General features: G+C 65.7%; 18 protein-coding genes and 4 tRNA genes. 13 read left to right on the top strand and 9 right to left on the bottom strand.

What is annotated here, in order from left to right; genetic code table 11:
* Nucleotides 1-95: 95 nt before the first annotated feature.
* Nucleotides 96-1,391 carry an acyl-CoA dehydrogenase family protein gene (locus J3S28_RS06975; protein WP_207839122.1) on the bottom strand — a complete coding sequence of 432 codons (1,296 nt, stop codon included), beginning with the start codon at nt 1,389-1,391 and terminating at the stop codon, nt 96-98.
* A complete protein-coding gene (locus tag J3S28_RS06980; RefSeq protein WP_207839124.1) occupies nt 1,388-2,527 on the bottom strand; it encodes an acyl-CoA dehydrogenase family protein in 1,140 nt (379 codons plus the stop codon). The genes J3S28_RS06975 and J3S28_RS06980 overlap by 4 nt, the downstream gene beginning before the upstream one ends.
* Nucleotides 2,528-2,679: 152 nt before the next feature.
* Between J3S28_RS06980 and J3S28_RS06985 the strand changes: the two genes are divergently transcribed.
* The 3 genes from J3S28_RS06985 (at nt 2,680) to J3S28_RS06995 (ending at nt 4,406) form a co-directional block, all read left to right on the top strand.
* Entirely contained in the window at nt 2,680-3,306 is a 627-nt protein-coding gene (locus J3S28_RS06985; RefSeq protein ID WP_207839126.1) for a DUF2461 domain-containing protein, read from the top strand.
* A 225-nt stretch (nt 3,307-3,531) separates the two neighbouring features.
* Entirely contained in the window at nt 3,532-4,095 is a 564-nt protein-coding gene (locus J3S28_RS06990; RefSeq protein WP_207839556.1) for a recombinase family protein, read from the top strand.
* Entirely contained in the window at nt 4,092-4,406 is a 315-nt protein-coding gene (locus J3S28_RS06995) for a hypothetical protein (RefSeq protein WP_207839128.1), read from the top strand. The genes J3S28_RS06990 and J3S28_RS06995 overlap by 4 nt, the downstream gene beginning before the upstream one ends.
* Nucleotides 4,407-4,481: 75 nt before the next feature.
* Here J3S28_RS06995 and J3S28_RS07000 read toward each other — a convergent pair.
* Nucleotides 4,482-4,553, bottom strand: a tRNA-Val gene (locus J3S28_RS07000).
* A 52-nt stretch (nt 4,554-4,605) separates the two neighbouring features.
* Nucleotides 4,606-4,803, bottom strand: a complete 198-nt coding sequence (locus J3S28_RS07005) for a hypothetical protein (protein ID WP_207839131.1) — start codon at nt 4,801-4,803, stop codon at nt 4,606-4,608.
* Between J3S28_RS07005 and J3S28_RS07010 the strand changes: the two genes are divergently transcribed.
* The 5 genes from J3S28_RS07010 to J3S28_RS07030 all read left to right on the top strand — a co-directional run bounded on the left by J3S28_RS07010 (nt 4,777) and on the right by J3S28_RS07030 (nt 5,950).
* Nucleotides 4,777-4,849, top strand: a tRNA-Gly gene (locus tag J3S28_RS07010). The genes J3S28_RS07005 and J3S28_RS07010 overlap by 27 nt on opposite strands.
* A gap of 21 nt (nt 4,850-4,870) precedes the next feature.
* Nucleotides 4,871-4,944 (top strand) — tRNA-Cys (locus tag J3S28_RS07015).
* Between the two features lie 32 nt (nt 4,945-4,976).
* A tRNA-Val gene (locus tag J3S28_RS07020) sits at nt 4,977-5,051 on the top strand.
* 94 nt (nt 5,052-5,145) lie between these two features.
* A complete protein-coding gene (locus J3S28_RS07025; RefSeq protein WP_207839133.1) occupies nt 5,146-5,349 on the top strand; it encodes a hypothetical protein in 204 nt (67 codons plus the stop codon).
* A gap of 67 nt (nt 5,350-5,416) precedes the next feature.
* Complete coding sequence (locus tag J3S28_RS07030; protein WP_207839135.1) at nt 5,417-5,950, top strand: GNAT family N-acetyltransferase; 534 nt, start codon at nt 5,417-5,419, stop codon at nt 5,948-5,950.
* Between the two features lie 25 nt (nt 5,951-5,975).
* Here J3S28_RS07030 and zapE read toward each other — a convergent pair whose 3' ends face one another.
* A complete protein-coding gene (gene zapE, locus J3S28_RS07035; protein WP_207839144.1) occupies nt 5,976-6,989 on the bottom strand; it encodes a cell division protein ZapE in 1,014 nt (337 codons plus the stop codon).
* Between the two features lie 34 nt (nt 6,990-7,023).
* Here zapE and J3S28_RS07040 point away from each other — a divergent pair, with 34 nt between their 5' ends.
* The 3 genes from J3S28_RS07040 (at nt 7,024) to J3S28_RS07050 (ending at nt 10,795) form a co-directional block, all read left to right on the top strand.
* Nucleotides 7,024-7,788, top strand: a complete 765-nt coding sequence (locus J3S28_RS07040) for a dihydrofolate reductase family protein (protein ID WP_207839146.1) — start codon at nt 7,024-7,026, stop codon at nt 7,786-7,788.
* 26 nt (nt 7,789-7,814) lie between these two features.
* Nucleotides 7,815-9,446, top strand: coding sequence for an alpha/beta hydrolase (locus tag J3S28_RS07045; RefSeq protein WP_237341140.1), 1,632 nt, complete (start codon nt 7,815-7,817; stop codon nt 9,444-9,446).
* 119 nt (nt 9,447-9,565) lie between these two features.
* Nucleotides 9,566-10,795 (top strand): glycosyltransferase family 87 protein, encoded by a 1,230-nt coding sequence (locus J3S28_RS07050; protein WP_207839558.1) that lies wholly within the window; start codon nt 9,566-9,568, stop codon nt 10,793-10,795.
* 1 nt (nt 10,796) lies between these two features.
* On the opposite strand, the gene hemQ is transcribed toward J3S28_RS07050, so the two are convergent.
* From hemQ to hemE, 3 genes are all read right to left on the bottom strand, one after another.
* Complete coding sequence (hemQ, locus tag J3S28_RS07055) at nt 10,797-11,492, bottom strand: hydrogen peroxide-dependent heme synthase (protein WP_207839148.1); 696 nt, start codon at nt 11,490-11,492, stop codon at nt 10,797-10,799.
* Between the two features lie 66 nt (nt 11,493-11,558).
* On the bottom strand, nt 11,559-12,920 hold the full coding sequence (locus J3S28_RS07060; protein WP_207839150.1) for an FAD-dependent oxidoreductase: 1,362 nt from the start codon (nt 12,918-12,920) through the stop codon (nt 11,559-11,561).
* Complete coding sequence (hemE, locus tag J3S28_RS07065; protein ID WP_207839152.1) at nt 12,917-13,966, bottom strand: uroporphyrinogen decarboxylase; 1,050 nt, start codon at nt 13,964-13,966, stop codon at nt 12,917-12,919. Before hemE ends, J3S28_RS07060 begins: the two co-directional genes overlap by 4 nt.
* Before the next feature lie 119 nt (nt 13,967-14,085).
* Here hemE and J3S28_RS07070 point away from each other — a divergent pair, with 119 nt between their 5' ends.
* Together J3S28_RS07070 and J3S28_RS07075 are read left to right on the top strand one after the other, a co-directional pair.
* Nucleotides 14,086-14,679, top strand: coding sequence for a DUF3000 domain-containing protein (locus J3S28_RS07070; protein ID WP_207839155.1), 594 nt, complete (start codon nt 14,086-14,088; stop codon nt 14,677-14,679).
* A 10-nt stretch (nt 14,680-14,689) separates the two neighbouring features.
* On the top strand, nt 14,690-15,991 hold the full coding sequence (locus J3S28_RS07075; protein WP_207839157.1) for a ribonuclease D: 1,302 nt from the start codon (nt 14,690-14,692) through the stop codon (nt 15,989-15,991).
* Nucleotides 15,992-16,007: 16 nt separating this feature from the next.
* On the opposite strand, the gene dxs is transcribed toward J3S28_RS07075, so the two are convergent.
* Nucleotides 16,008-17,975 carry a 1-deoxy-D-xylulose-5-phosphate synthase gene (dxs, locus tag J3S28_RS07080; RefSeq protein ID WP_207839159.1) on the bottom strand — a complete coding sequence of 656 codons (1,968 nt, stop codon included), beginning with the start codon at nt 17,973-17,975 and terminating at the stop codon, nt 16,008-16,010.
* Between the last annotated feature and the right edge of the window lie 8 nt (nt 17,976-17,983).

Genomic DNA, 17,983 nt, shown 5'->3' on the forward strand with positions numbered 1-17,983 from the left:
GTCGACACCGGCTTCTTCAGGCACTGCAACGATCCTTTGTCCGAAGTTGAGCGATCACGAACTCTCACTGACAGAGTACGGAATACGCAGCCAGGCTAGGTCGCCGACCTGTTCTTCGGGACGTCCCGGAAAGCGAGTCCCACGTCGTGCGTGTGCTCGCGGGGCATACCGAGAACCCGTTCGCTGATCGCGTTGCGCGCCATCTCCGTCGTTCCGCCCGCGATGCACGACACCTGCTGCATGAGGTAGTCGGTGCCGCGCTCGACGACTGCGCCGTCCGCGGAATCCCAGGCGGCGCCCGACGCCTCGGTGAACTCGTAGCTGATGGACGTGATGCGGGTGGCGGCCAGGCCCGACATCAACCGGGCGATGCTTGCCGACTGGTCGGAGACGGACCTCGACGCGATACCGCGACCGATACGGTCACCGAGCGCCGCCTTGACGACGTCGAGCATCTTGGCCTCGCCGAGGAGGTCGCGGGTGATGGGGTCATCGAGACGGCCCGCATCTCGCGCGACCTCGTACAGTTCCGACAGCCGGGACCCGCCTCGCGAGCCACCCCCGGGCAACGTCGTGTACGGCGAGTTCGACGCCATCCGCTCATGGAACATCCACCTGGTCCCGACTTTCCAGCCGTCGTCGACCTCGCCGACGCGGTCGGTGTCCGGAACCCTGACATCGGTCAGGTACTCCTGGCAGAACTCACGCGAGCCACTGAGCATCTCGATCCGGTGCACCTCTATGCCCGGGGCCCTCAGCGGGAGCATGAACACCGTCAGCCCGCGATGCTTGGGTACATCCCAGTTCGTCCGGGCCAAACACAGTGCCCAGTCGGACCACCACGCGCCCGTCGTCCAGATCTTCGACCCGTTGAGAATCCAGTCGTCGCCATCGCGGACGGCGGTCGTCAATGCGCCGGCGACATCCGAACCACCGCTGGGTTCGGAGAGGAACTGCATCCAGATCTCCTCACCCCGCAAGATGGCCGGGATGTGTTGCCGCTTCTGTTCTTCGGTACCGAAATCCATCAACACCCCGACACAGGGGGCGAACGTCGGTGACTGCAACCGGGCCGGATATTCGTAGCCCGTCATCTCGTCGTTCAGTGCCTGCTGATGCGCCCTGGTCAATCCTTGCCCGCCGTACTCGGGCGGGATGCAGAGGCCGGCGAACCCGGCGTCGAACAACCTCCGTTGCAGCGAACGTTCGTGCTCGACGTGGGCGAGTTCGTCCTCGTCGGCACCCTCGTTCCTGATGACGCCTACGTGAGCGGCAGGATCAGCGCGCTCGAGGTTGGCCCGGATCCACGTGCGCGCCCGGGCCCGGAAGCTAGCGACCGATTCCGGCGGGGCTGATTCTGCGGTGCTTACATCTTCCTGTTGTGTGCTCATGCGCTGACCTCCTGGCGCTCGACGATGTCGGCGAGTTTCTGCCGATGCTCCGCGGGTGTCCCGTAGTTCGATCTGTTCGCCGCGGCGCGGCGCGCAAACAGGTGTAGGTCGTGCTCGAAGGTGACGCCGATGCCGCCGTGGATCTGCACGCAGTCCTGTATCAAGTCGCCGCCGTAGCCACCGACGTAGGCCTTGGCTGCGCTGACCAGTTCCGCCGCGTCCGCCGAATTCGCAGCGACCGCTGCCGTGGCTTTGTCCGTGATCGCGTGACTCGCCTCGAGCCACGCCTTCATGTCGGCGAAACGGTGCTTCAATTCCTGATACGAGGCCAGCGGACGTCCGAACGAGTACCGATCGAATGCCCAGTCCAGGGTCATCTCGAAGGCGGCCTGCAGCGCGCCCACCGACTCGGCGCAGCTGATCACGATCGCGATGTCCTGGGCGTGCGCCACATCGTCGCGAGCCCGGCCCGGAGCGCCGACCAGCGCGGTCACCGGCAGACGCACCTCGTCGAATTCGACTACCCCGTAGCGACGGGTGAGATCAATCGACGTCAGCGCGCTCACCCGCACCCCGTCAGCATCCCGCGGCACGAGGACCTGAGACAAGCCGTCCCCCGTCCGCCCGGTGACCAGCAGGATGTCCGCCGTCCCCGCCGCCTCGACCGGACGCTTCGTGCCCCGCACGATCACGTCGGCCCCGTCGATCTCGATCTCGACGGCGGGTGCGGCCGCGGTCGACTTCGGATTCGGTTCGCTCACACACCATGCCGCCGTCGATGTCCCTGCGATCAGCGACTGCAGCAACTCGGCGCGGATGTCGATCGGGTACTCGCTCAGCAGGGCGATCACCACGTTCGTCGGTATCAGCGGACCCGGCGCGGCATACCTGCCGAACTCATGGGCGACCAGCGACAGGTCCTCGAGGCCCGAGTCGCCGATGACCCCGCCACCCTGGTCCTCGGGCGCCAGCAGGCTCGTCCAGCCCAGTTCCGCACCGCGCCGCCAGTAGTCGGCGGTGAATCCCCTCGACTCGCCACGGAGACGGCGAAGTTCGGCAGGCGGTACCTGCTCGCGAAGAAATTTTGCGGTGTTGTCCCGAAAGAACTCCTGATCGTCCGTCAGCTCCAGCAACATGGGCGTGATTGTCCTAACCTCGGTCGACCTGCGAATACATACATCTCCCACAGTGAGAATACTATTCTCATTCGAATTCCATTAGTAGCCTCTTCGGGCCCACCGAGGCAAGCGGAACCACCCCCGATCCGCCTCGAACATACGATCTGGTGATGAGTTTTCAGGGATTCCCCGAGGCCGCGCTGGACTTCTATGACGACTTGGAGCAGGACAACTCCAAAGCCTTCTGGGAAGCGCACAAGGAGACGTACCGCCGTGCCGTGGCAGACCCGATGAACCAGCTCGTCGAGGCGCTGGGCGACGAGTTCGGGCAGCCCAAGGTGTTCCGCCCCTACCGCGACGTACGGTTCGCGAAGGACAAGACCCCATACAAGACACATCAGGGAGCGTTCTTCGCCGTCGGACCGGCCACCGGTTACTACGTGCAGATCGGCGCACCCGGGGTGAAGGTCGCCGTCGGCTATTACGACGCCGCACCGGAGCGACTGGCGAACCTGCGTGCGGCGGTCGACCACGATCTCCACGGGCCCGCACTCGAGGAACTCATCGACGCCCTGGATGTGGACGGGTGGGAGATCGGTGGCAGTGTCCTCAGGACCGCACCCCGCGGGTGGGACAAAGACCATCCACGAATTGCGCTACTACGCCACAAAACCCTCACCGCTTCACGGGACTACGGATTCGAAGATTTCATCCACAGTCCGGCACTCGTCGATCGCATACGCGCGGACTGGAGGTCGGGCACACCTCTCGTCGAATGGGCGCTTCGCCACGGGTGATCCGGGTGCGAGCCGCCTCGAATATTGAGACTTTCCCATAATTACCGTCTCGATATAGCGAGCAGTCACACTGCCATTTGACCTTGCAAAGTGCACATCGCAGAGAGTTGCTGCTGCCGTTGTCGCAAAACTTGCCCGCACACGCCGACATTTGAATCAGAATCTTAAAAGTTTTGCGATAACGTGACGGGCATGCAAACAAGTACGACCACCGCGAGCCCCGGCATGTTGCTGGGATACGCCCGCGCAGGTGCCGGGCGTCGCAGCCTCGAGTCCCAGATCGACGAGTTGACCGATGGGGGTGTCGAGCCGAATCGGATCTACAGCGACAACATCGCCGATCTCACCACCGCACGCCCGGGACTGTCCGCCCTGCTCGACTACGCGCGAGCAGGCGACACGACCGTCGTGGTCGGTATCGACCGGCTCGGGCGCACCATCGACGAAGTGTTCGTCACCGCGAGGGAACTTGCCCGACGCCACATCGGTATTCGCTCACTCGACGAAGGTGTCGACTCGACCGAGGTGGCAGGCGGGATGATCGTCGGCGTGCTCGCCTCGCTCGCCGAGTTGGACGACGAGAACCGGTCGGTGAGGCAGCCGAGGGCAAAGCATCCCCGTCCGGACAGCACCGCGGTCGGTCGACCGCGCGCACTGGACGACGATCAGGTGGCGTTGGCCGAACGTATGCGCGCCCGTGGCGACTCGGTCCCCACGATCGCCACCCGACTGGGGGTCAGCCGAGCGACGCTCTATCGATCCCTGGCAGAACGGAGGTCGGTGCGGTGACAACCATCGAACCCGACCTCCCCGAACTCGACATCGTCACGCAATACGGTGTCGCGACCCGCCTACCGACCTCGTTTCCGCTCATCGATCCCGAATTGGACGTCGCGCTCGATCACGACCTGTTCCAGCACGGTTTCGACGACGCGCTCACCCGGCTGGATTCGATGCCGACACCCTGGGCGCACCATTTTGCGACACTGACGATGGCAACCGAGCCTGATCTGGCAGCGGACGAACCGAGCTATACCCGCGGATACCGAGCGGCGCTGTACGGGTACCTACGACACGGGAATCGACAATCACCACGGTGAACACCTGATGCCCACAAGGGCAGAAGTGCCGTCGCGACTGATGCGACAAGGCCTCTGGCCTATCCGTGCTTGTTGTGGTCCCGGCTGGGATCGAACCAGCGACCTTCCCGGTGTGAACGGGACGCTCTTCCACTGAGCCACGGGACCGTGCATCAGAACCCCAGAAACGGGGGTCTGCGACCGGAAGACATTAACACGCTCACCCCGCCCGGATCCAAATCACCGACAGGCGGGCCGCCGAACCCGTCGGCGTCGCGACCGCGGCGCCGAACATGCCTGCGGCCAGGTCCGTGACCAGCGGATTTGTTGCTTTGCCGGTACGTCCGATAATGTTCACCACCGCAGCCAGAGAGCAACAATCTGGCAGCGTGCGGATGTGGCGCAGCTGGTAGCGCATCACCTTGCCAAGGTGAGGGTCGCGGGTTCGAATCCCGTCATCCGCTCGGAGATAGTTTTTTCACTGTGGCGGTGTGGCCGAGTGGTGAGGCAACGGCCTGCAAAGCCGTGCACACGGGTTCGATTCCCGTCGCCGCCTCCACGAGTTCAGCTTCGACAACTAAACACAGTCTCGCGCGATTAGCTCAGCGGGAGAGCGCTTCCCTGACACGGAAGAGGTCACAGGTTCAATCCCTGTATCGCGCACCAGCTCACGACAGAAATGACCCGGCGAACCCGGGTCTTTCTCATGTCCCGAGCACCAATTTGTCATCCGATCCCGGTACCCACCTCAGGAATGCACATGAACGACAGCCACGACCGCGACGCGCTCCGCTTCACCCTCGGTTGGGTGAGCACCCATGACTATGCGATCAGCGGAAGTCAGGTCCTGCTCGAACTGCTGCCGATCACCCGCAAGCACGCCGACCTCGTCGAACGTGAACACGCCCTCCATCACGCTGCGCGTCGCATCACCGGCGCCGATCAGGTGCTGGCTGCTGTCTGACCCGGACCGCTCCCGGGCCGGCGGCCCGTGCGGGATCAAGGGCTCAGCTCCCGCAGCTGCAGCCGTGGTGACCGTTACGACCGATCCTGCGGACGCCGACGAACTGGCCGCCGTGGCGGCACTCACGTTTCCCCTCGCATGCCCACCTGAACTCACTGCTGCGGACGCTGCGCTCTTCGTCGCCGATAATCTCTCGGCGCTCCACTTCCGCTCTCACCTCGCCGACCAGAACAGCCATGTCTACAAGGCCGTCGATCCCGCATCCGATTCGATCGTGGGTTACGCACTGCTCGTCGACGGCGACCCCACTGATCCCGATGTGCGCGAGGCAATCACTGCTCGACCGCTGACGATGATCTCGAAGATGTACGTGCTACCAGGCTTTCACGGGCGCGCCGTCTCGACCGGACTCATGGACGCCGCGCTCTCACATGGACGTGCGAGCGGTAGCGCGCTGGTCTGGCTCGGGGTGAACGACCAGAACGTTCGCGCCCAGCGCTTCTATCGAAAGATGGGGTTCGCCGTGGTCGGCCGGAAGTCGTTTGTGGTCAACGGCAAGCGGTGCAGCGACTTCGTGCTCGCACGCCCGCCTGCCGGGTGACCCTCGACCCGCCAGAACGCCCGGCCTAGCTCTTCTCGGCGAACCTCGACAGCGCCAGCAGTCGAGAGGTCGCGCGCAGATACTTCTTCCGATATCCGCCGGAGAGCATTTCCTCGGTGAAGATCTCATCGAGCTTCGAGCCGGACACCATCAAAGGTGTACCGGCGTCGTACAGCCGGTCGGCGAGCACCACGATGCGCAGGGCAACGGTCTGGTCCGCTGCCGGGTGTACGCCCTCCACGCAGGCCAGCGTGACGCCTTCCACGAGCGCCTTGTACTTGGACGGATGGAGCTTGGCCAGGTGCGCGCAGAGATCGTCGAAGTTGTCGAGCGTCGCACCCGGGGTGCTCTCCGCCAGGGCCTCGAGTTCGGCGTCTGTGTGCGGATCAGGTGCCGGTGGCAGGTCACGGTGCCGGTAGTCCGGACCGTCGACGCGGATGGCCTCGAAAACCGCCGACAGTTTCTTGATCTCACGCAAGAAGTCCTGCGCCGCAAAGCGACCCTCCCCTAGCTGTCCGGGCAGGGTGTTCGACGTCGCCACGATCGAGACGCCCTTCGCGGAGAGTTCGGTGAGCAACCGCGAGACCAGCATCGTGTCGCCTGGATCGTCGAGTTCGAACTCGTCGATGCACAACACGGAATGGTTCGAGAGTCTCTCGAGTGCGTTGGCGAATCCCAGCGCACCGACGACGTGGGTCACTTCGACGAAAGTGGCGAACGCCTTGGGTCCCGGCATCGCGTGATAAATCGACGCCAGCAGGTGGGTCTTGCCGACGCCGAAACCACCGTCGAGGTAGAGGCCGAGCCCGGCGGTCGAGGCAGATTTCCTGCTGAACAGGCCTTTCTTGCCGCCTTTGATCTTCTTGGCACGTTCGACGAAGTTACGTGCAGCGGTGACCGCCTGCGCTTGGCTCGGCTCGTTCGGGTCAGGGATGTACGAGTCGAAACTGACCTCGTCGAACATCGATGGCGGGACCATCTCACCGATCAGGGCCTCGGGTGCGACCTGCGGCGTGCGGTCACTCAGACGTGCTGGCATGCGCAGAGCCTAACGACGCGTTCAGAATGACTCTGTGCACCCACTGGATAAAGCGACCCAGCTCACAGCCGGCGACGCCTCGATGCCTATGACCGACACGGACCTGGCGGAGTTCTACGCATACCCGTCGCGCCCCCCGACCGGTGTCGTCCTGCGTGCGAACATGGTCGGTTCGATCGACGGGGTGGCCACCGTCGACGGCCGGTCAGGTGGCCTCGGCGGCCCGGGCGACAAGCAGTTGTTCATGGTGCTCCGAGCATTGTCCGACGCCGTCGTCGTCGGTGCCCGGACGGCATTCGCCGAGGGATACGGCCCGGTTCAACCTCACGCGGGGCTTGCAGACCTGCGACTGCGATCGGGGCAGGCGCCGACGGCGAAGCTGGTGTTGCTCAGCAGTTCTCTGGCCATCCCCACCGAAGACCCGCTCCTCACCGATCCCGGGACGGTTGTCGCAACCTGCTCACGTGCGCCCGCCGATGCCAGGTCGCGGCTGATCGACGCCGGCGCACAACTCATCGACTGTGGCGACGAGCGTGTCGACCCTGCCGCGGTGACCCGGCATCTCGCAGACATCGGTGCCTGGCGGGTGCTCTGCGAGGGCGGCCCGTCCCTGCTGGGTTCGCTGGTCGCGGCCGGCCTCCTCGACGAACTGTGCGTCACCGTGAGTCCGTTGCTGACCGCCGGCGCAGGCAAACACATCACCACGGGTGATGGCACTACCCGCCCTATGAGACGCATGCACGTCCTCGGCGACGATGAGGATTACCTGTACGTGCGGTGGGTGCGCGAGCAGCACTGAAGCGATCCGCCAGTACCCTCGCCGGTATGCCCATCGCCGGTATGAATCGACACTTTTCCGTGCCCTTCGGACATCGGTCGCCGGTACCCACTCGCCGATCCCCCGCCTCGGCCCACCGTGCGTCCGTCGCTCTGCTCGTGGCCCTCGCTGTCGTCACCGGCTGCTCGGCGGGGCCGGACCCAGGACCCGATCTCGTGATCGACGAGGGCACAGGCGGCGGTCCTGCACCGTCCACCGCACCGCCGCCACCGAATCTTGCCGCACCGACCAGCGACCTGGATTGGTCCGACTGCGCCGACGAGACCCGGCAGCGGTTCGGGACCGCGGCTCTGCCCGCAGGCACCACCGTTGACTGTGCGACATTCGACACCTCGGTGACGCCCGGGACACAGAGCATCGACACCGTGACCGTCTCGGTGATGCGCGCGAGGACCGCCAACACGCCCCCTGATGCCGCTCCACTCATCCTGACCTCGGGCACCGACATCGCCTCTGCGAGAACGCTGGTGTCCATGGCACAAGGCGGCGGCGCCAACGTGCTCGATGCGCACCCCGTGGTTGCGATCGACCGCCGCGGAACCGGGGAATCAACCCCGCTGGACTGCATGACCAACCTGGAACGAAGCACGTTGCTGGCAAACGGCTTCAGCACAACCTCTACCGACAACCCGGCGCGCGAGCGACGACTCGCCGCCGCCGGTACGTCGGCGTCCGACGGTTGCACCGAGACACTCAGCCCACACCAGGTGCAGTTCACCGCCGACAACGCTGCTGCAGACATCGAGGCCCTGCGCGAGATCTGGGGCGTCGACCACATCGCGATCATCGGTGTCGGTGAAGGCGCGGGAGTCGCGCTGGCATACGCGGGGCTGTACACCGACCATCTCGGCCGCCTGATCCTCGACACCCCTGCCCCCTACCGGGTGAACGCTCAGGTCACTGCGCAACAGACAGCGGATGGCACCAACGCCGCACTGCGGACTTTCGCAGACCAGTGTCGGGCGTTGAGTTGCTCCCTGGGCGCCGATCCCGCCGCAGCCATCGCCGGCCTCCTCGAACGCGCTCGGGCCGGCGGTGTCGACGGTCTGTCAGATACTGACATCCTGTTGGCCCTCACCACCACGATCGCCGTAACACCCGGCGACAGGACGGCCGTCATCACCGCTGCCTCAGACCTGCTCGCGTCCGCCGACGCCGGCGTCGTGGACCCACTGCGCGCCGCGATCACACAGGCTCGTGAACTGCGCGGCAGCGACGGGCAGCTGCTGTCGAGGTGCAACGACACCACCGAACCGGTCGGCCAGAACCAGATCTCGGGCCTGCTCGACGAATGGAGCAAGCAGTATCCGCTGACAGGCTCCACCTCGGCGCTCGGGCTGTTGCGATGCAACGGTTTCCCGTCCGGAGACCAGCCTCCGACCCTGGGCGAGCTCCCGGTTCCGGTGTTGATGTTTCGTGGCGCCGGCGACCCGATCAACGGACCTGTCGCCACCGACGGCATCAACGGCGCCCTGATCGGCGCAGGCGCCACCTTCTCGACACTCACCTGGGAGGGCCTGGGTTACTCGGTCCTGGCGCACTCGGACTGTGCGGGCGAAGCCGCCATCGCCTACAGCCGCTCGGCGGAGCCACCGGCTCAGGGTGCGTGCCCGGCCTGACCGACTGCTCGGTGTCCGGATCTCGTGGTGTCGGACGTCGACGACCCGCCCGGCCGTAGTACGGTTCGGCAGTGCCGAACAATGACACCATCCCGCCCGAACCAGTGAACCCAACGCGACTGTCCGTTGCCGACCGTGTCCTGTTCCCGCAGGTGGATATCGGCCGAATCGTGTCCCTGGTGCTCTGGCCGGTCGCGATCTTGATGGTGTTCCAGCGCTCGGTGATCCTCGGGGTGAACGGAGATCGCACCGACGACTTCTCGCCGGTGTACCGCGCGGCGCTCGCATTCCTTCGCAGCGAACCGGTGTACACCGAGAACTACAACACGGTCGATCCGCATTACCTCTACCCGCCGTCGGGCACGATGTTGATGGCTCCCCTGGGGTACCTCGACCCCGAGCGCGCGCGCTGGCTGTTCATCTTCGCCTCGGTCGTGGTCCTGGTTGTGTGCGCTTATCTGGTCACCCGCATGTTCGGGTTCTCTCTGCGGTCCCCGGTGATGCCCGTCGTGCTCTTCGTCTTCTTCCTGTCGGAGACCGTTGCTCACACCCTGATCTTCGTCAACTTCAATTCGTTTGTGCTGCTGGGCGAACTGGCATTCATGATGCTGGCACTCAAGCGTAAAGACCTGTGGGCCGGTGTCCCACTGGGCATCACATTCGCCGTCAAACCGGTGCTGGCAGTCCTGCTCCTGCTACCACTGCTCAATCGTCAGTGGAAAGTGTTCGTCGGAGCCATCGGCGTCCCGATCTTGCTGACGGCGATGGCCTGGCCGTTGTCGGCCGATCCCGGATCGTTCATCAAACGCACCGCGCCCTACCTGTTCGAGGCCCGGGATTACTACAACAGCTCGATCGTCGGCAACGGCGCCTACTTCGGCGTGCAGACATGGCTGGTGGTGCTGTTGCGGATCGCATTCGTCCTGATGGCCGCGTTCAGCCTCTGGTTCCTGTACCGCCACTACCGGAAGACCGACGAATTGCTGTGGCTCACCACCTCGTCAGGGGTTCTGTTGTGCACCTCGTGGCTGGTCGGCTCTCTGGGCCAGGGCTACTACTCGATGCTGTTGTTCCCACTGCTCATGACCGTGCTGCTCCGAGGATCGACGATGCGCAACTGGCCGGCGTGGTTGGGGGTGTACGGGTGCTTCACCTTCGACGCGTTCTACTCCGACCGGTGGGAAGCCTTCGGCCGGGCCGTGGAATACAACAAGGTCACCTGGGGCTGGTCGCTGTTGATGATCTCGGTGTTCTGTGTGTTGCTGTTCCGCTACCTCGACCTGCGTAAAACCGAGCAGATCGACGTCAGTGGCGGATCCACCCGGCCGGCAGCACCGGCTGGGGTCTAGCTCAGGGCAAAGCGGCGAGCAGCTGGTCGATCTCGACACGGGGTCCGGTGAAGAACGGGGTCTCCTCGCGCACGTGCATCCGGGCCTCGGTGGCTCGCAGGTCGCGCATCAGGTCGACGATCCGGTGCAGTTCGGGAGCTTCGAACGCCAACAACCACTCGTAGTCACCCAACGCGAACGACGAGACGGTGTTGGCGCGCACATCCTTGTAACCGCGGGCCTGCTTGCCGTGGTCTGCGAGCATCTGGCGGCGCTCGGCATCGGGTAGCAGGTACCACTCGTAGGACCGCACGAACGGGTACACACAGATATACTTCCCCGCCTCTTCACCTGCGAGGAACGCCGGGATATGACTCTTGTTGAACTCAGCGGGCCGGTGGAGCGCCACATTGCTCCAGACTGCGGTGCTCACCTTGCCCAAGACCGTGGTGCGGCGGAAATCGGCGTATGCGGCCTGGATCTGCTCGACTTCTTCGGAGTGCCACCAGATCATGAAATCGGCGTCGGCGCGCAGGCCTGAGACGTCATAGATCCCGCGGACCACCACACCTTTGTCTGCGAGAGAGTCGAAGAACTCCTTCGCATCGGCGACGGCGGCCGATCGGTCGTCGCCCAGTTCCCCTGGGCGAACCGAGAACACGGAGAACATCAGGTAGCGGACGGTGGCGTTGAGTTCTGCGTAATCCAGACGGGTCATGCTTTTCATACTGCCACCGTGAGGTGTCCGGCCTCCGCTGAGGTCGGCACCCGCGGAGGCGCGATGTCAGCTCGAGAGATCACCGGCGAGCAGACGCGCCACGGCATCTGCACGCCCGATGCAGGCAGGAACCCCTACGCCGCTGTAGGTGGCGCCGGCCAGCACGAGCCCAGCGGGCCGGTTCCGATCGACGGTGGAAACGAGGCCGGCATGTCCGGGGGCGTAGCGCGGGATACCCCCGGGCCAGCGTTGGACCACGGCGTCTCGGACCCGGACAGGCGGCTGATCTTGCCCCGCCAGCACCATCACGGTACTCAGATCGGCTGTGGCCCAATCGATCAATTGCCGGTCATCGATGCCACTCACGCTCGCACCATATCGGCCGAACGATGCCCGGACGACCGCGCCGTCGCCGACGAGGTGAGGCCACTTGCGGGTACTGAACGTGAAAGCTTTTGCGCGAACCACGGTTTCGTCTCCGGCCACGAGGACACCCGACAGTTGAGGTAGCTCGACGCCGCTGTCCAGCGCCATCGCGACCACCGCAGAACCTGAGACGTCGATCCCGGCCAGCGGATCGGCGATCTCGTCCACCGAGGCGAAGATCTCTGCGGTCACCGGCGCCGGCAGCGCGCACACCACGCCGTCGAAGGTTGTGCCATCGACCGACCAACCGTGGCCCGATCGACGGACCTCCCCCACCGAGGTACCTCCGTGAACCGTCGGCGCGCTCTGCCGGAGGAGTTCGTCCACCAGCACCGGGTATCCACCGAGCAACGCACCGAACACCGGGCCTGATCCCGTCGCGGCCCCCAGCATCGCGGTGACGGCCGCGGTCAGATTCGGCGCGCCCGCATCGAGGTGCGCTGCCACACCCGGCATCACCGCCCGCAGCCCCAGATCGTCGGAACGTGCCGAGTACACGCCCGACAGCATCGGATCGACGCTACGTTCGACCACCGACCGCCCGAAGCGGTCGCCGACGAGTTCGCCTATCGAGATGTCCTGCCCGGGCCTCCATGCCAGCGCACGGGCAGGTTCGCGTGCCATCAGACGCAGGTCGTCGGCCTCGGCGAGGTGGGCGACGGTGTCCGGGTGACCGGGTATGCCCATCAGGGTCGGCCGCGCCACCGGATGCAGACTCGCCCCCGACAAGATGTTCGGACCCAGCGTCCCCGGATGGACGAGCAGGTCGGTCAATCCGAGTTCACCGACCAGCGCGGTGGCCTCGGGGCGTCGTACCAGGAATGCTTCGGCCCCGACGTCGACACGGATTCCGCCGACCTCGACCGAGTGCAGGGTTCCGCCCACACGTTCGGACTTCTCGAACAACTCGATGCCCACGGAGTCGCCGAGCAGTCGACGAAGTCGGTACGCGGCGACGAGACCGGAGATCCCGCCGCCCAGCACCGCAACCCGCGGGTTCACAGGGAGTGCACCAACTCCACCACCCTGGTCAGCACCGTCGGATCCGTCGCGGGCAAGACGCCGTGGCCGAGGTTGAAGATGTGCCCGATCGCACCGGCGTCGAGGGCCTGGTCGGCTTCGGCGGCGATCCGGCGAACCTCACGCTCGACCACCTCCCATGGCGCGAAGAGGGTGGCCGGATCCAGATTCCCTTGAAGGGCCTTGCCGGGCCCGACCCGGCGGGCGGCCTCGTCGAGCGGGATGCGCCAGTCGACACCGACCACGTCGGCGCCGGCGGTGCCCATGTCGTGAAGCAACTCCCCCGTTCCGACGCCGAAATGGATGCGGGGAACGTCGTACGCCGCCAGTTCCGCGAAGACCCGAGCCGAGTGAGGTCGCGCGAACGTGGTGTAGTCGGCAACGGATAGGGCGCCTGCCCAGGAATCGAACAGCTGAAACGCATCGACACCGGCATCGAGCTGCACCTTCAGGAACGCGATCGTGATGTCGGCGAGCTTGCCGACCAGCTCATGCCATACGGCGGGATCGGAGTACATCAGCGCTTTGGTGTTCTCGTAGTTGCGGCTCGGGCCGCCCTCCACGAGGTACGACGCCAGGGTGAACGGCGCGCCTGCGAAGCCGATCAGCGCCGTGTCCCCGAGCTCGGCCTTGAGCAGTGTCACGGCTCGCGACACCGCGCCCACGGCTTCCGGGGTGAGCAGCGGGAGCCTACGGATGTCTTCTCTGGTTCGGATGGGCTCGGCGATCACCGGGCCGACACCCGACACGATGTCCAGGTCGACACCCGCAGCCTTGAGCGGGACGACGATGTCGGAGAAGAGGATCGCGGCGTCGACGCCGTGTCTGCGGACCGGCTGAAGCGTGATCTCGCAGACGAGTTCGGGATCGAAGCACGACTCGAGCATGCCGCGTCCCACGCGGATCTCACGGTATTCCGGCAACGAGCGGCCCGCCTGCCGCATGAACCACACGGGGCGACGGTCGGGGCGCTGCCCGCGGGCGGCCGCGACCAGCGGCGAGAGGGCGCGGGCATGTTGTTGAGTCATCACCCGACATGCTGCCATGAGCACGCCCGCGACCTCCACGGCCCACCGCCTGCGGCGACCGTAAGTCGGTCACGGCGCGCCTCCACAGCGTCGGCGTGGCGGGGCCCTACGGTCGAACTGTGACCACTTCCGGAGCGTCGACCGAGCCTGCGGTCTTCCGCAGCGCCATCGAATCGATGCACGCGGCCAAGGTCCGGTCTGAGATCGAGCTCGGCAGCATTCGTCCCCCGCAGCGCCTGGCGCCGTACAGCTACGCTGTCGGCGCCGAGGTGACCCAGGCCGAAGGCGACGAGGTGGCCACGGATTCCGACGGCACCGCCTTCGGCCGTCTCATCCTGCTCTACGACCCCGACGGTCATGAGGCCTGGAACGGGACCATGCGCCTGGTGGCCTTCATCCAGGCCGAGGTCGAGGCCGTATTGGCCGCCGACCCGCTGCTGCCCGAGGTGGCCTGGAGCTGGTTGACCGAATCCCTCGAGAAGTCCGAGCACGTGGAGATCACCGCCCTCGGAGGCACCATCACGTCGACGACATCGGTCAGATATGGCGACATCTCCGGACCCCCGCGCGCGCATCAACTCGAATTGAGGGCTTCGTGGACAGCCACCACCGATGAGTTGAATGGCCATGTGGAGGCCTTCTGCGAAGTACTCTCGCTGGCTGCGGGCCTGCCCCCGTCCGGGGTCACGCGGCTCGGGTTCGCCGAAGCGTGAACTCAGCCGCATGACCGAATCAGCCGAACCGGCACCGGATTCCGAGGTCGAGGCCGCCCCCGTGGCTGCAGATCCGCCTGCGGTGGACGGAGGTCCCCCACCGACACCATTGACCGAACCCGCCGACGGAGTTCCACCGGTACTGACCACGCCGGACGAGTTCGCCGAGGCAGGACGATTGCTGGCTGCCGGCACCGGACCGATCGCACTCGACACCGAGCGGGCGTCAGGCTTCCGGTATTCCGGACGGGCCTATCTCATCCAGATCCGGCGCGCCGGTAGCGGCTCGCTGCTCATCGATCCGATCGACCATCCCGACGCGCTCGGACCGATTGCAGCAGCCCTCGACGGCCCCGAATGGATTCTGCACGCCGCGGACCAGGACTTGCCGTGCCTGCGCGAGCTGAACTTCCATTGCGCTGCGCTCTATGACACCGAACTGGCGGGCAGGTTGCTCGGGATCCCCAAGGTGAATCTCGCTGCCATGGTGGAGCATTTCCTCGGGCTCGGCCTCGTCAAAGGTCACGGTGCCGCGGACTGGTCGCGACGTCCGCTACCGGCCGACTGGTTGAACTACGCGGCGCTCGACGTCGAGGTCCTCATCGAACTCCGTGACGCGGTGCAAGCCGCTCTGGTCGAGGCGGGAAAAGAGACATGGGCGGCGGAGGAGTTCGCCGCAGTGTTGGCCAGGCCCGAGCCTGCGCCGCGGCCGGATCGGTGGCGGCGGGTGTCGAAGATCCACACGATCAAGTCCCCCCGAACCTTGGCCGCCGTGCAGCAATTGTGGACTGCGCGCGAGGATGTGGCACGTCGACGCGACGTCGCGCCAGGCCGAATCCTGCCGGACTCGGCGATCGTCGCCGCTGCGGTCGCCGATCCCACAACGCTGGACGAGTTGTACAAACTGCCCGTCTTCGGCGGCCCACGCCAACGACGGCAGGCCGGTCGGTGGATGTCCGCACTCGAGGCGGCGCGACGATTGCCCGACTCCGAACTGCCACCCCGGCGACCCCCGAGTACCGGACTGCCCCAGGTCAATCGGTGGGAAGCCAAGTCACCCGAGGCCGCTGCCCGGCTGACCGCCGTGCGAGCGGCGTTGACAGCGCTGGCCGACCAGGTGAACACACCTGTGGAGAACCTGCTGCAGCCCGAACTGGTCCGCCAACTGTGCTGGGACGACGTGCCATCGGCCACGCCGGAGGCCGTCGCCGCCCGACTCACGGCCGGCGGCGCACGTCCGTGGCAGATCGAACTGACCTCACCGGTGATCGCCGACGCACTGGCGGCGCCGACGCCGACGCCGTCCGAATAGGGGAGTTCGCGACGCCTTACTCGGGAAGGGCCTGCTGATCCGAGGCCTGCCTCGGATTTTGATCCCCACGGTCTAGTTCGTTCTCGTCCGATGTCGACAGCGGTGGCTGCATCCCCGACACCATGGCCGTGATCGCACGAGCGACGTCCTGGGCGGTGAGACCGAGATGGTCGAGTATCTGATTGCGCGAGGCGGGTGCCAGGAACTCTTGCGCTATGCCCACGTCGCGGACCGGTGTGGAGACCCCGGCACTGCGCAGTTTCTCCGACACCGACGAACCCACACCGCCGTGGACTCCGCCGTCTTCCACGGTGACCACCAGGCGGTGGGCAGCGGCCAGTTCGACCAATGATTCCGGCACCGGCAAGACCCATCGTGGGTCGATCACCGTGGCCCCGATCCCCTGCTGGGCAAGGCGAGCGGCGGTGTCGAGGGCGAGCGAGGCGAACGGACCGACGGCGACGATGAGCACATCGGAGTCGTCGCCGCGAGACGGTGTGGCGAGAACATCTGTGCCGTCGTCGAGCCGTTCGATGGCCCGGATGTCTTCGGGCACCGCGCCCTTCGGGAAGCGAAGCGCAGTCGGTCCGTCGTTGATGTCGAGGGCTTCTGCCAACTCCTCCCGCAACCGCACCGAATCCCGTGGCGCTGCGACGCGCATCCCCGGCACGATGGCCATGAGCGACAAATCCCACATGCCGTTGTGGCTGGGGCCATCAGGACCGGTGACACCGGCGCGGTCGAGGACCAGTGTGACCGGCTGCCCGAGCAATGCGACGTCCATCAGGAGTTGATCGAATGCGCGGTTCAAGAATGTGGAGTACACGGCCACCACCGGGTGCAGTCCACCGAGAGCCAGTCCGGCAGCCGAGGTGAGGGCGTGCTGTTCGGCGATCCCGACATCGAACATGCGATCCGGAAAACGTTCGCCGAACGGCGCGAGACCGGTGGGACCCGGCATCGCGGCGGTGATCGCGACAACGTCCTTGCGGCGACTGCCGGCCTCGATCAGAGCCGCCGAGAAGACCGAGGTCCAGTCGGGTGCGGGCACACTGGTCGACTTCCCGGTTGCCGGATCGATGATGCCGGTGGAATGCATCTGGTCGGCCACGTCGTTCTCGGCGTGGTGGTAACCCATGCCCTTACGGGTGACGGTGTGCACGATCACCGGCCCGCCAAAAGACTTCGCGCGGCGCAGCGCACTCTCGAGCGCCTCCTGATCGTGCCCGTCGACCGGGCCGACGTACTTGATTCCGAGGTCTGTGAACATCGCCTGCGGGGCGATCGCGTCTTTGAGACCGGTCTTGAGCCCGTGTAACGCCGAATACGCCAACGCACCGAAGAGTGGGACCTTGAGCACGGCACGCCGACCTTCATCGAGTACGCGCTCGTACCCCGGTTGCAGGCGCAGACCCGAGAGATGACGGGCGAAGCCACCGATGGTCGGCGCGTAGGACCGCCCGTTGTCGTTGACGACTATGACCATCGGTCGGTCGCCGCCCGCGATGTTGTTGAGCGCTTCCCAGCACATACCACCGGTCAGGGCGCCGTCGCCGACAACCGGGACCACGTGCCGGGCCTCGCCCGCCAGCTCGAAGGCCTTGGCCAGCCCATCCGCATACGACAGTGCTGCCGAGGCGTGCGACGACTCGATCCAGTCGTGCTCACTTTCTGCGCGTTCCTGATACCCGGTCAGTCCGTCCCGTTGGCGAAGGGTGTCGAATCCACCTTTACGGCCGGTGACGATCTTGTGCACGTAACACTGGTGACCTGTGTCGAAGAGAAGGGCGTCGTTCGGCGAGTCGAAGACCCGATGCAGGGCGAGGGTCAGCTCGACCACGCCGAGATTGGGTCCGAGATGCCCGCCCGTCGCCGAGACCTTGGCGATCAGGAAATCGCGGATTTCCTGGGCCAGCTCGTGCGTCTGTGGGAGGGTCAACTCGCGCAGGTCGGATGGCGAATCGACCGAATCCAGCACGCTCATCTCTCTGA

It is taken from the genome of Williamsia soli (assembly GCF_017377795.1).
Taxonomy (GTDB): domain Bacteria; phylum Actinomycetota; class Actinomycetes; order Mycobacteriales; family Mycobacteriaceae; genus Williamsia; species Williamsia soli.

Bases quoted from the DNA above. Each gene is read 5' to 3' on its own strand.
- J3S28_RS07025 (WP_207839133.1), top strand. From the start codon at position 5,146: ATGAACGACAGCCACGACCGCGACGCGCTCCGCTTCACCCTCGGTTGG.
- J3S28_RS07075 (WP_207839157.1), top strand. From the start codon at position 14,690: ATGACCGAATCAGCCGAACCGGCACCGGATTCCGAGGTCGAGGCCGCC.
- dxs (WP_207839159.1), bottom strand. From the start codon at position 17,975: ATGAGCGTGCTGGATTCGGTCGATTCGCCATCCGACCTGCGCGAGTTG.
- hemE (WP_207839152.1), bottom strand. From the start codon at position 13,966: ATGACTCAACAACATGCCCGCGCCCTCTCGCCGCTGGTCGCGGCCGCC.
- J3S28_RS06980 (WP_207839124.1), bottom strand. From the start codon at position 2,527: ATGTTGCTGGAGCTGACGGACGATCAGGAGTTCTTTCGGGACAACACC.
- hemQ (WP_207839148.1), bottom strand. From the start codon at position 11,492: ATGACCCGTCTGGATTACGCAGAACTCAACGCCACCGTCCGCTACCTG.
- J3S28_RS06975 (WP_207839122.1), bottom strand. From the start codon at position 1,391: ATGAGCACACAACAGGAAGATGTAAGCACCGCAGAATCAGCCCCGCCG.
- zapE (WP_207839144.1), bottom strand. From the start codon at position 6,989: ATGCCAGCACGTCTGAGTGACCGCACGCCGCAGGTCGCACCCGAGGCC.
- J3S28_RS06985 (WP_207839126.1), top strand. From the start codon at position 2,680: ATGAGTTTTCAGGGATTCCCCGAGGCCGCGCTGGACTTCTATGACGAC.
- J3S28_RS07005 (WP_207839131.1), bottom strand. From the start codon at position 4,803: ATGCGCTACCAGCTGCGCCACATCCGCACGCTGCCAGATTGTTGCTCT.
- J3S28_RS07045 (WP_237341140.1), top strand. From the start codon at position 7,815: ATGCCCATCGCCGGTATGAATCGACACTTTTCCGTGCCCTTCGGACAT.
- J3S28_RS06990 (WP_207839556.1), top strand. From the start codon at position 3,532: ATGTTGCTGGGATACGCCCGCGCAGGTGCCGGGCGTCGCAGCCTCGAG.